Origin of the sequence: Streptomyces sp. NPDC101110, from assembly GCF_044759525.1 — a bacterium.
Taxonomy (GTDB): Bacteria; Actinomycetota; Actinomycetes; order Streptomycetales; family Streptomycetaceae; genus Streptomyces.
On the sequence record NZ_JBIVZM010000015.1, the window covers coordinates 50,669 to 62,685 of the forward strand.

9 protein-coding genes and 1 tRNA gene are annotated in these 12,017 nt (G+C 70.7%); 7 read left to right on the forward strand and 3 right to left on the reverse strand.

Annotated elements, in window-relative coordinates:
- Window positions 1–38 precede the first annotated feature (38 nt).
- From ehuB to ACIQU3_RS30060, 7 genes are all read left to right on the forward strand, one after another.
- Window positions 39–968 carry an ectoine/hydroxyectoine ABC transporter substrate-binding protein EhuB gene (gene ehuB, locus ACIQU3_RS30030; RefSeq protein ID WP_403726743.1) on the forward strand — a complete coding sequence of 310 codons (930 nt, stop codon included), beginning with the start codon at window positions 39–41 and terminating at the stop codon, window positions 966–968.
- A complete protein-coding gene (gene ehuC / locus ACIQU3_RS30035) occupies window positions 965–1,681 on the forward strand; it encodes an ectoine/hydroxyectoine ABC transporter permease subunit EhuC (RefSeq protein ID WP_403928697.1) in 717 nt (238 codons plus the stop codon). Before ehuB ends, ehuC begins: the two co-directional genes overlap by 4 nt.
- Window positions 1,678–2,328 (forward strand): ectoine/hydroxyectoine ABC transporter permease subunit EhuD, encoded by a 651-nt coding sequence (ehuD, locus tag ACIQU3_RS30040; protein ID WP_403726750.1) that lies wholly within the window; start codon window positions 1,678–1,680, stop codon window positions 2,326–2,328. The genes ehuC and ehuD overlap by 4 nt, the downstream gene beginning before the upstream one ends.
- Entirely contained in the window at window positions 2,318–3,115 is a 798-nt protein-coding gene (gene ehuA / locus ACIQU3_RS30045; RefSeq protein ID WP_403928700.1) for an ectoine/hydroxyectoine ABC transporter ATP-binding protein EhuA, read from the forward strand. The genes ehuD and ehuA overlap by 11 nt, the downstream gene beginning before the upstream one ends.
- A 208-nt stretch (window positions 3,116–3,323) precedes the next feature.
- Window positions 3,324–4,082, forward strand: a complete 759-nt coding sequence (locus ACIQU3_RS30050; protein ID WP_403726761.1) for an IclR family transcriptional regulator — start codon at window positions 3,324–3,326, stop codon at window positions 4,080–4,082.
- Window positions 4,083–4,212: 130 nt separating this feature from the next.
- A tRNA-Lys gene (locus ACIQU3_RS30055) sits at window positions 4,213–4,286 on the forward strand.
- A gap of 67 nt (window positions 4,287–4,353) precedes the next feature.
- Window positions 4,354–9,063 carry a caspase family protein gene (locus tag ACIQU3_RS30060; RefSeq protein WP_403928703.1) on the forward strand — a complete coding sequence of 1,570 codons (4,710 nt, stop codon included), beginning with the start codon at window positions 4,354–4,356 and terminating at the stop codon, window positions 9,061–9,063.
- Here the strand turns inward: ACIQU3_RS30060 and ACIQU3_RS30065 are convergent.
- From ACIQU3_RS30065 to ACIQU3_RS30075, 3 genes are all read right to left on the reverse strand, one after another.
- Window positions 8,953–10,635, reverse strand: coding sequence for a long-chain-fatty-acid--CoA ligase (locus tag ACIQU3_RS30065; protein WP_403928871.1), 1,683 nt, complete (start codon window positions 10,633–10,635; stop codon window positions 8,953–8,955). The genes ACIQU3_RS30060 and ACIQU3_RS30065 overlap by 111 nt on opposite strands.
- Window positions 10,636–10,785: 150 nt before the next feature.
- Entirely contained in the window at window positions 10,786–11,280 is a 495-nt protein-coding gene (locus ACIQU3_RS30070; RefSeq protein WP_403726770.1) for a hypothetical protein, read from the reverse strand.
- A 98-nt stretch (window positions 11,281–11,378) separates the two neighbouring features.
- Complete coding sequence (locus tag ACIQU3_RS30075) at window positions 11,379–11,984, reverse strand: lytic polysaccharide monooxygenase (protein WP_403726773.1); 606 nt, start codon at window positions 11,982–11,984, stop codon at window positions 11,379–11,381.
- Between the last annotated feature and the right edge of the window lie 33 nt (window positions 11,985–12,017).

The window sequence follows — 12,017 nt, forward strand, 5'->3', positions numbered from 1 at the left end:
TCGGCATAACCCGGAGGCGGTCGGGTAGCCGCGCGCCCATGGCTCCACCACAGAGAAGCCCACTCAGAGGTCCTGAACCCATACCCCGGCCCGGCTCCGGGCCCGCCCGCCGGTCGCTGCTCGCGGGGGTGGCGGCGCTCGGCGCGCTGGGCGCCGCCGGATGCAGCAGGGTCGCCACCGCGTCGGACGCCAAGGGCGGTGACCTGCTCGCCCGGCTCCGGGCGGCGGGCGTAGTCCGGCTCGGCATCGCCGGCGAGATCCCGTTCGGTTTCATCGACAAGAACGGCGAACTGACCGGTGAGGCACCGGAACTGGCCAAGGTGATCTTCAAGCGGCTCGGTGTCGACCGGGTACAGCCCGTGCCGACCGAGTTCGGCTCGCTCATCCCGGGCCTGAACTCCCAGCAGTTCGACGTCGTGGCCGCCGGGATGTACGTGAACCCCGAGCGCTGCGAGCAGGTCATTTTCGCCGACCCCGACTACCAGATGCTCGACGCGTTCATCGTGCGCAAGGGCAACCCGAAGGGGCTGCACAGCTACAAGGACGTCGTCGGGAAGGGGGCGAAGTTCGCCACCGGGACCGGCTACGCCGAGATCCAGTACGCCGTGGACGCGGGGTACAAGGAGAGCGACATCCTCATCGTGCCGGACCAGGTGGCGGGGCTGAACGCCGTCGAGGCGGGGCGCGTGGACGTGTTCGCCGGTACGGCGCTCACCGTGCGCGAGGTGGTGAAGAAGTCCGCCAAGGCGGAGGCCACCGATCCGTTCAAGCCGATCGTCGACGGCAAGCCGCATGTCGACGGAGGCGCCTTCGCGTTCCGGCCGACCGAGACGAAGCTGCGCGACGCGTTCAACGTGGAGCTGCGGAGACTCAAGAAGAGCGGCGAACTGCTCCGCATCCTCAAGCCGTTCGGTTTCACCGAGGCCGAGATGACGGATCTGACCGCGAAGGAGCTCTGCGGCGGATGACCTCGGGACTCTGGGAACTCGTACTCAAGGGCGTCTGGGTCACGGTCCAGCTGCTCGTCTGCAGTGCCCTGCTGGGCGCCGCGGTCTCCTTCGTCGTCGGCGTGGCGCGCACCCACCGGCTGTGGATCGTCCGCTTCCTCGCGGGCGTCTACACCGAGGTGTTCCGCGGCACGTCGGCGCTGGTGATGATCTTCTGGGTGTACTTCGTGCTGCCCATCGCCTTCGGCTGGCAGCTGGTGCCGCTGTGGGCGGGCACCCTCGCGCTCGGCCTGACGTACGGGGCGTACGGCTCCGAGATCGTGCGGGGGGCGCTGAACGCGGTCGACCCGGCGCAGAAGGAGGGCGGTATCGCCCTCAGCTTCACGCCCTGGCAGCGGCTGCGGCTGATCCTGCTGCCGCAGGCGGTGCCGGAGATGATCCCGCCGTTCTCCAACCTGCTGGTCGAACTGCTCAAGGGCACCGCCCTGGTGTCCATCATGGGCATGGGTGACCTGGCGTTCAGCGGCAACCTGGTGCGTCTGGCGCTCCAGGAGAGCGCGGAGATCTACACGATCGTGCTGCTGATCTACTTCGTGATCGCCTTCGTCCTGACCCGCGGCATGCGCGGCCTGGAGCGCAAGCTCAAGACCGGCACCGGCAAGCCCGTCGGGAGCACGCCCGACCAGGAGCTGGACCGTCCGCAGACCACCGGTGTGGGAGGTGCCGTCGCATGAAGTGGGACTGGAGCGCTGTCAGCGGCTTCATGCCGCACCTCTGGGACGGTCTGCTGGTCACCCTGCAGATCCTGGCCCTCGGTTCGCTGATCTCGTTCGCGCTGGGACTGGTGTGGGCGCTGCTGATGCGGGTGCCCTCGCGCTGGGTGACCTGGCCGGTCGGCGTGGTCACGGAGTTCGTCCGCAACACCCCGCTGCTGGTGCAGTTGTTCTTCCTCTTCTACGTGCTGCCCGAGTGGGGCCTGACGTTCTCGGCGCTGACCACCGGCGTCTTCGCGATCGGGCTGCACTACTCGACGTACACGATGCAGGTCTACCGGGCCGGCATCGAGGCCGTGCCGGTTGGCCAGTGGGAGGCGGCGACGGCACTGAACCTGCCGCTGCACCGGACGTGGACCGCGGTGATCCTGCCGCAGGCCGTGCGCCGCGTCGTGCCGGCGCTCGGCAACTACGTCATCTCCATGCTCAAGGACACGCCGATGGTCATGGCGATCACCGTGCTGGAGATGCTCGGCCAGGCGCGCCTGTACTCGCAGGAGCACTTCCAGTTCACCGAGCCGCTGACGGTGATCGGCGTGGCCTTCATCGTCATTTCCTACCTGGCCTCCCTTGCCCTGCGAGCCCTGGAGCGACGCCTTGCCCACTGACACTCTCCCCAATCCCGGCACCGATCCCGAGAAGACGCCCGCCCGGGGCAGCGGTGAGCTGATCCGGCTGGAGCAGGTCACCAAGCGGTTCGGGAGCAACACGGTCCTGGACCACCTGGACTTCTCGGTCGACGCCGGCAAGCACGTCACCCTGATCGGGCCGTCCGGATCCGGCAAGACCACGATCCTGCGGCTGCTGATGACCCTCCTCAAGCCCGACGAGGGCACGATCACGGTCGACGGGCAGCAGCTGTTCCCGGCCTCCGACAAGCAGGTCCGCGAGGTCCGCAAGAAGATCGGGATGGTCTTCCAGCAGTTCAACCTGTTCCCGAACATGACGGTCCTGCGGAACATCACCGAGGCGCCGGTCACCGTCCTCGGCCTCTCCAAGGACGAGGCCGTGGAACGGGCCAAGGAGCTGCTCGACATGGTGGGCCTGGCCGACAAGTGCGACGCGCACCCGGCCCAGCTCTCCGGCGGCCAGCAGCAGCGGGTGGCGATCGCCCGGGCCCTGGCGATGCGCCCGCAGGTGCTGCTCCTGGACGAGGTGACCTCAGCGCTCGACCCCGAGCTGGTCGCCGGTGTCCTCGACGTCCTCAGGGACATCGCCCGCTCCACGGACATCACGATGCTCTGTGTGACCCACGAGATGAACTTCGCCCGGGACATCTCCGACCAGGTACTGATGTTCGACCACGGCCGCATCATCGAGTCGGGCACCCCGGAAAAGATCTTCAGCGACCCGGAGCTGGACCGGACACGGGAGTTCCTCAGCGCAGTTCTGTGACTACACCGCGTGAGCAGGGAGAACTCCCCTCCTTGCGACGAGGGTCGGACTGGGGCATGCGTCTGGCATATGCCAGGGTGTCATTGCCCCAGTCCGGGGCCCCGGGAATCTTGTCAACCCCCGCTCCTGACAAGCCCGTTGCCGGTTAACCTGGAACAGGTTCACTGACCGGATTACGGCCCTACAGCAAGCGCAGGGGGAGACCACCGTGGCGCTGAAGCACGAGCCGACCACCCCGTACCACTCGGCCCAGGAAGCCCTGCGCGTCCTGGAGACGGTGGCGCGGAGCACCAGCGGTGTCGCCGACGCCGAGCTGGCCCGGCGCACCGGCATCACCCCGGAGCGGCTGACCACACTCCTGCGCATGCTGCGCCGCGAGGGCTACGTCGAGCAGATCGCCGACGGCGCGTACGTCACGGGCGAGACGCTGGACCGCCTCGGCTCCGCCCACCACCGCGAGCAGGCCCTGCGCGACAAGCTCCAGCGCGCCCTCGACCGGCTGCGCGACTCCGTCGGCGCCGCCGTCTACATGAGCCGGTACGTCGACGGCGAGATCAGCATCACCCAGTACGCCGACAGCCCGTCCGCGCCCAAGGTCAACGAGTGGGTCGACTTCCGCTCCTCGGCCCACGCCACCGCCATCGGCAAGAGCCTGCTCACCCAGCTCGACCACGCCGGCCGCCGCGACCACCTCGCCCGGCACAAGATGGCCCGCCTCACCTCGCGCACCATCACCAGCGACCGGCTCCTGCTCTCCCGCCTGGAGGCCCAGCCGCCCACCGTGCCGGTCCTGGACCTCCAGGAGTACGCGGTCGGCACGGTCTGCGCGGCCGTCCCGATCACGGCCGGCTCCTCCGTCGGCTGCCTGGCCCTGTCCCTCCCGGTCGAGCACGCCCACCGCCTGCGCCAGGCCGCGGACACCCTCAACCGCCACGCGGCGCCGATGCTGCTGTCCATGGCGATCTAGGCCTCCCGCGGCATCTCCCCGGCGCCGCCCCCGGCCCTCGCCGGGGTGGTCAGGAGCACCCCTCGGCATTGGGTAGTATTTTCTCCGTCGCCCGCCGAGGAACACGGTTCCACCGGCAGGCGAGAGTCATGCGCCGCTAGCTCAGTTGGTTAGAGCAGCTGACTCTTAATCAGCGGGTCCGGGGTTCGAGTCCCTGGCGGCGCACGGATGAGGGGCCTCTCGTGGGAGCGAGGGGCCCCTTCTCGTCGTAGGCGGACGTCGGGGAGGGATCTTGGCGGGACCCACGGAGCAAAGCTCCGGAGCGAGGCGGTTCCTGATCGCCGCCGGGACGCGTTCCTACCGCGAGCTCGGCGAGCTGCCCCAGGCGCACGAGGACGTACGGCGCATCGCCACCCTCTTCGAGGGCATGGGTTACGAGCGGATCCTGCACGAGGTGTCCCTCGACCCCGACGCGGCCGCATTAGAGGACGCGGTGGCGGACTGGTGCGCGGGCGCCGACCTCACCCCTGACGACGTGCTCGTCCTGTACTACGCCGGTCACGGCGACCGCCCGGACACCGGCGGCTACCGCCTCGCCTGCCCCGACAGCACCGCACGGCGACCGCGCTCCTGGCTCTCCCTGGAGAACCTCACCTCCACGCTGTCGGCGTCACCGCTGCGGAACGTGCTGATCGTCATCGACGCCTGCCACGCCGGCAAGGGCGCCGCCGGGATCGGCGCCGTGGCCGACGCCCACGTGGCGGTCCGGCCGCGCGCTGACTCCGCCGGCTCGGGCACGTGGGTGATGGTGTCCGCACGCCATCGCGACCTCGCCCAGGACGGTGTGTTCCCGGCGGAACTGGAGCGGGCGTACGCCCTCGGCGACGGCCCCTCCCAGCGCTACCTCGCGCCCGCCAAGCTCGCCGACCGGATCACGCGGGCGTTCGAGCAGGCCGGACGGCGGCAGCACTGCGCCTGCTCCGTCACCGACCAGACGGTCCAGGCGCCGTTCTTCCCCAACCCCCGCCACGATCCCCGGGCGGAGGCAGGCGCCGATCAGGGGCCCGGCGCTGACGCCGGCGACCTCACCTCCCACTTCAGCCCTCGTGGCCGTGGGGTGGAGCAGGTGCACGACTCAGGCTCCTACTTCACCGGCCGCAAGCGGGCCCTGGACGCCCTGCGGACCCGCCTGGCCGGCCCGGGCGGCAACGGACCGCTCGTCGTCACGGCCGCGCCCGGCTCGGGCAAGTCGGCGGTGCTGGGGCGCCTGGTGCTCGACGCGACGGCGGACGGCGCGGAGCATCGCATCGACGTGTCGATCAACGCCCGGCACCAGACGATCGACGACCTCGTGGCCCGGCTGGCGGCCGCCGCCGACCTCACCGCGGCCGGCCCCACGGAACTGCTGGCCGGGCTCGCCGACCGGGAGAGCCCCTTCCGCGTCGTCATCGACTCCCTGGACGAGGCCGGCCCGGCCGGGGACAAGGCGGAGGCCCGCCGTATCGCGTGGGACCTGCTGCGCCACCTCGCCACCGTCCCCTGTGTCCGCCTCGTCGTCGGCGTCCGCCGCGAACTGCTCCTGCACCTCGGCGACCGCCTGCCCGTCATCGATCTCGACAGCGCCGACTACAGCGAGGACACCAGCACGGCGGAGTACGTGGAGCGCATCCTCACGGACGCCGGTTCTCCCTACGAGACGGACCCCGCGACCGCCCGGGTCGTCGCCGAGGGCGTGGCGCAGCGGGCCGGGCGCTGCTTCCTGGTGGCCCGGATGACCGCGACCGCGCTGTGCCGCGGCGAGCGGGTCGACGTCACCGTGCCCGGGTGGGCGCGGCAGTTGCCGTCGGACACGGCCAGCGCGTTCCAGGCGTACCTGGAGCGCATGCCCCGGGACGCGCGCACGAGCGCCCTGCCCCTCCTGACCACCCTGGCCTTCGGTGAGGGCCACGGCGTCCCCCGCACGGGCGTCTGGACACGGGTGGCGTCCCGTCTCTCCGGCATCAACCTCACCGAATCCGATGTCGACGCGCTGCTGGACGAGGACGGCTCGTACCTGACCGCGGTCGAGGTCGAGGGGCGGAAGTACTTCCGGCTCTACCACCAGGAGCTGGCGGACCATCTCAAGACGCGGGCGCTGCGGTACCGGGACTTGAGCAGTGTGCAGGAGTGCTTCGTCAGCACGCTGCTGGACCTGGTGCCGTCCGGTGGGGCCGGTGGCCGAGACTGGAGCCGGGCCGAGCCGTATACCCGTGACCACCTGGCCACCCATGCCGCGGCGTCCGGTGCGATCGACGAGCTGATCGAGGATCCGTCCTTCGTACTGGCGGCGGCAGCCGCGGGGCTGGTTCCGGCGGTGCAGCACTCGAAGCGGAACCCGTTGCTGGCGATGGTGGTGGAACGCTGCGCGGACCTGCTGACCGGCCGCCAGGGACCGCACCCGGATCCGGCAGCCGAGCTGGCCTTCGTGGCACGCACCCACGGAGCGGCGGACTTCGCCCGCAGGGCGGTCGAACTGTCGGGCGCAGTGGAGCGCCTGTGGGTGGAGCCGCGCCGGGTGACACCGCACAGGATCGTGGGGCGGCATGGCCAGGGCACGTATTCCACGACCTCGGTCTGGTACGGGTGGACCATCCGGGACCTGGTGACCGAGCAGGGTCGACACCTGGTGCTGGCCACCTCTTTCCAGTCGACGGAGGTGCGGGTCTGGCCACTCGACGACCCGTCCCAGGCCATGGTGCTCCCCCACGCGCGTCCCGTCGTCGGCCTGCGGGTCCTGTCCCACCGGGGTCGTTCGCTGGCGGTGACCCTCGACAACGCCGCGGAACTGCGGATCTGGGATCTCGCCGACCTGTCGTTGTCGGGCCGGTACGCGCTGCCCGGTTGTGCGGAGATGGGTGACCTGGGTGTCCTCGCCGACGGGACCGCGGTCGTCGTCGGCCAGGGACCGGGCAAGGTGGTCGTCCTCGAGGTGCTCACCGGAGAGTCGCGGCTCGAGGTGCCCTGCGCCGTGTTCGGAGGGGCGGCATGGCGAAACATCCCGAGTGCCTTCCTCGCGCACTGTGGCGGTCCCGGCGGGTGGCTGGTCGTGTGCGACAGAGCAGGCGGAACCATCTCGCTGCATCCGTTGGAGAAGCAGCTCGGCGGCGGTGTGCTCATGGAGGGCCTCAGCGTTCCCCGTCTGACGGACAAGGCGGAGGAGCCGGACGGCTCAACAGTCGTCGCCTTCTTCGAGCAGGGCGGCAAAGACACGAAGGAATCCGTTCGCTTCACGCTCCTCAACGTCATGACCCGGCAGACGACGTCGATCAGTGGTGCCGATTCGAGACCGGTCGGCGGCTTCACCGTCGACGACGATCTGCGCGCCCTCTACGTGGGGTTCGACCGCACCCTGGTCACGCTCAGGGCGGGAGCCGAGCCGAGTACCCTCCCGCTCGACACCGGCTCCAGCACATTCACCGTCGCCCCTCGCGCCCGGGGTGGGCGGACACACGCCGTGACAACCGGATTCAGCGGCCTCCAGGTGGTTGACTGCGCGACAGGCCGTCCCGTGGGTCCCGAACTGCACGGGCACGAGAGCGCGGTGTGCGCCATCCACCTGCTCGGCACATCGACCGCCGACCGTCTGGACATCCTGTCCGCGGGGAACGACGGCACCGCCCGTCTCTGGCAGTGGGACCGCTCCTGCTCCGCGGCGATCGAGGACCGTGTGGACCCACCCGGTGAGGACGTGGCAGGCCTGTCCCACACCCAGTTGCTGCGGGTGTGGCCAGGCAGTGCCACGCAGGTGATCGCCAGCTCGTGGGCCGGCATCCGCACCGTGGACTCCCGCGTGCTCGATGCGCCCGACGGCACGGAGACGTCGGCGGGTGCCCGGTTCGTGGCCGACATGCCCGCGTGGACAGGCCATCGGTGTCTCGAAGATGATCCCGGGCGGGAGTTGCACGTTCTGCTGAAGGAGACCGAGAGAGACGAGAGCAGCGGCCGCGCAGCGAGCGCGACCTTCTCCGTCGCCTCGCTCCGCCCCGGCGACCAGGTCAACACCTTCGGTCACCCGGCTCTGCGCCAGGTCCCGGCACGGACGGGCGCACATCTACTGCCGGGACGGGGCGGGCCTCGTGTCGTCTCCTACGAACCGAAGAGCGGCACCGTCGTCGTGGTGAGCGGTACCACGGACCCCGGCGAGACCATGACCGTTCCGTGGCGCCTGGAGGACAGCGACACGGTCGTCACCACCGCCTACGTGTCCACCGACGGCGCATCCGTGCTCATGGTCGTGCCCAGGAAAGCGAAGGGCGGCGACACCCGGATCGACGGCGTATTCCTGTCGAACACCATCGCCGACGATCCGGACGACGACGGCGGCAGCCGAGCGTACCTGTGGGACCTGACGGCACGACGGCTGCGCACACGCGAGCCGCTTCTGCTGCCGCCCGAGGTCAGCACGCTCGTTCCGCACCGCACTCGGAAAGGCAGCTCCCTCGTCGCCCTGACGACCCATCGTGGGCTGGCCGAAGTGCTCGACGTCGACTCGGGACAGCGTCACACCGTCCACGCCGGACAGCCGAACCCTCGCCGAGCCTTCCACACACGCTTCCGCGACCTGTCAGGAGGCCACGGCTACTTCGTCCGCTGGGCCGAGACGCCCGAGGGTGAACCGCTCCTCCTGTACATGGATCCCGCCGGTGAGGATGACAGTGCGCTGGCTCCCGTGACCGTCTGGAGCCCGGAATCCGTCCGGCTCCTCCCTCTGGCGGCGGCACGCATCTTGTGGACCGGCCAGGCCCCGAACGGCGAGACTCTCGTGGCCGTGAGCGACAGACACGGAGTCGCCCTGTGCCACCTGCCCAGTTGCGAGCTGGTCTGGAGTGCCCCCATCCCCGCCCTGGTCACCTCACTCGTCGTACTGCCCACCTTCGACATCGCCGTCAGCACCCAGCAGGGCGTCGTGCTGCTGCGCCCCCGACTCTCCCCCGTCTGGCAGCGGCTCACCCGCGCCGTCTAGAGCCCGCAGACGGTATGCCCGCTCCCCCGGCCCCCGCCACCACACCGGGTCCGCGCAGGTGAGGCCCTCTTTGCGCAGCTCCGCCCGGTGGATCTTGTTCGTCGCGGTCACCGGCATCCGCTCCACCACCCGGACGAACCGCGGCGCCATCTTCGTCCCCAGGTCGGGCTGGGCGGCGAGGAACGAAGCGAAGGACTCAGGGTCGAACGAACCGGCGATCGTCGCCATCACCTGGTCGCCGGTGACCGGGTCCGGTACGGCGTACACGCAGACCGCATCCGCACCCTCGTAGCGGGCCAGGATGTTCTCGATCATCGCGGCCGCCAGGTTCTCCCCATCGACGCGGAGGCGGTCGTCGGTGCGGCCGGCGAAGTAGAGGTAGCCGTCGGTGTCGCGGTAGAAGAGGTCCCCCGTCCAGTACCCGCCGTCCCTGACACGTTCCGCCTCCGCCCGCGGATTGCGCCAGTAGCCCTCGAAGGGGCTGGGCCCCCGGTTGACCAGTTCGCCGATCGCCGCGTCCCCGTTGCGCAGTCGACCCGCCCCGTCGAACACGGCCGCCGGACACTCCTTCCCCGTCTCCCGGTCGAGGACGACGAGCCCCGGTGCCGCCCGGCCGACCGCGCCCGACGGCGTACCCGGTGACCATGTGATCGCCGCCCCGCCCTCCGACGAGCCGTAGCCCTCCACCAGCCGCACCCCGAAGCGCCGTTCGAAGGCCGCCGCGTCGACCGCGCCCGCCTCCGTGCCGAAACCCAGGCGGAGCGGGGTGTCCCGGTCGTCCGGGCGCGGCTCGGTGGCCAGGACGTACTGGATCGCCCGGCCCACGTACGTGAAGTACGTCGCCCCGTACCGCCGTACGTCCGGCAGGAACCCGGACGCCGAGAAGCGGCGGCGCAGCGCCACCGTCGCGCCGGTCACCAGCGCGGGCGCCCAGTCTGCGATCACCGCGTTGCCGTGGAACATCGGCATGCAGACGTAGTGGACGTCGTCCGGGGACAGGGCGAACTGTTCGGCGAGTGAGCGGCCGGCGGCTGCCAGGCGGCCCTGGGAGCAGAGCGCGGCCTTCGGGGCGCCGGTCGAGCCGGAGGTGAAGTAGAGCAGGAGCCGGTCGCCGGGGGTGGCCCGGCACGGGTCCGGGCGGGCGCCGGCGTACGTGGCGAGGAACTCGGCGTACTCCGCCGTGTCCGTCACCAGGAGGCGGACTCCCGGCAGGTCCAGGCCGTCGAGCAGCGGCAGGTGAGCCCGCTCGGTGATCAGCACGCGGCACTCGGTGTGGAGGATGTCCCGGGCGAGTTCCGCGCCGCGGCGCGTGGGGTTGATCCCGGCGACCGCCGCCCCGGCCAGGGCGGCCGCGCCCAGCCACAGCGGGAACTCGGGGCGGTTGTCGAGCAGCACGCCGAGGTGGGGTTCGGCGGTCGGCGGGAGGAGGTCCGCGAGGAGTGCGGCCCGGGCCGCGGCACCCGCCGCCATCTGGTGGTGCGTCAGGGTCCGGTCCTCGCAGCGCAGGCCGGGGCGGTGGTCGTCCCACCGGGCGGTGATCAGTTCCGCGACCGTGCTCACCCTGGAGCCCATGGAGTCCATGGCCGGGCACCGTAATTGATGCCCCGTCAGATGTGGAGGGCCGCGGCACCACGGGTCCCGGCACCACGGAGGATCACGGCATCACGGCACCACAGGTACCCGCACCGCGGATCCCGGCACCACAGGTCCCCGCACCACGGATCACGGTGTCACCGACGTCTGGCTGTCGACGCTGAAGACGACGTCGCCGTACTCGCCGAAGGCCTGCCCGTACGCGGCGATGAAACCCGCGCAGAACACCACGACCACCCCGAGGAACGCCAGCATGCCGACGGCGCTCACCGCCTGCTTCGCGCGGCTCGGTGCCTGGGCCGTGGCCACGACCTGGCGGCCGTCGGTGTAGTACACCGTGACGTAGTCGCCCTCGACGGTCGTCGCGGGGCCGCCGTCCTCCTCGAAGCGGATGACCCGGCCGTCGCGCGCGATGAACTCGTAGACGTGGTGGAGGGTGGTGCGCACGGCGGTGCCGCCGTGGCCGCCGCCGACCGTGGTGAAGGTGCGCAGGCAGCGGCCCTCCGCCGTCAGCCCGCTGTTCCAGGCGCCACGGATCTGCAGCCAGCGCCGCACGACCCGGCCGGCCATGAAGAGGGCCAGGGCCATGATCAGGCCGGGCACGACGTAGAAGACCACGTCCATGACGCATCCCCCGAGGTCGGTGCGCCGGCCCGAGCGGCCGGCGTGGGAGGAACCTACCCGCGCCGGCCGCAGCGGTGACTCAAGGGAACCTCAGAGGTTCAGAACGTCACGTCCGAGCAGGCGTAGAACGCGTTGGCCGTGTCGGCGATCGTCCACACGGCCACGATGACGTGCCGGCCGCTCAGCCCGGTCGGCAGCCTGCCGCTGTGGGAGAGCGTGGACGGCGGGCGCTGCCCGTTGTACGGCACCGTGAAGAACGGGGTGAGGTTGAGGTCGGACCGGGCCAGGTTGTGGTTCTGGTTCCAGCCCGGCTTGGTGACGTAGTACTTGAAGTCGGTCGTGGCGTGCATGGCCGTGAACTGCCAGCGGAACGTGTAGTTCTGGCCGCCCGTCACCCTGGTCGCGGGCCAGGCGGCGCCGGACGGTGTCCGCGGGGCGCTGAGCTGGCCGAAGTGGCCGAGCCCGGCGTTGCATATCTGCCCGTCGGCCGGGCCGGAGGCGGGGAAGCCCTTCGGGCCCTCGACGCTCTGCGGCTCCCACTGGATCGAGCCGCAGTTGGTCACGGTGCCGTTCTGGCAGAGCTTCTGCCTGCTGATGGGGAGGTCGGTGTAGCCGTGGCCGCTGGCACCGCCGGAGGAGAGCACGAGGGCTCCGGTCGTGGCCAGTCCCACCGCGGCTGCGGACAACTTGGTCCTTCTACGCATGCTGCCGCTCCTGGAGAACGTGGGGGAAGTTCG

What these genes read in the sequence shown, in the direction of transcription:
- ehuB (WP_403726743.1), top strand. Translation starts at nt 39, where the DNA reads ATGGCTCCACCACAGAGAAGCCCACTCAGAGGTCCTGAACCCATACCC.
- ehuC (WP_403928697.1), top strand. Translation starts at nt 965, where the DNA reads ATGACCTCGGGACTCTGGGAACTCGTACTCAAGGGCGTCTGGGTCACG.
- ehuD (WP_403726750.1), top strand. Translation starts at nt 1,678, where the DNA reads ATGAAGTGGGACTGGAGCGCTGTCAGCGGCTTCATGCCGCACCTCTGG.
- ACIQU3_RS30065 (WP_403928871.1), bottom strand. Translation starts at nt 10,635, where the DNA reads ATGGGCTCCAGGGTGAGCACGGTCGCGGAACTGATCACCGCCCGGTGG.
- ACIQU3_RS30070 (WP_403726770.1), bottom strand. Translation starts at nt 11,280, where the DNA reads ATGGACGTGGTCTTCTACGTCGTGCCCGGCCTGATCATGGCCCTGGCC.
- ACIQU3_RS30075 (WP_403726773.1), bottom strand. Translation starts at nt 11,984, where the DNA reads ATGCGTAGAAGGACCAAGTTGTCCGCAGCCGCGGTGGGACTGGCCACG.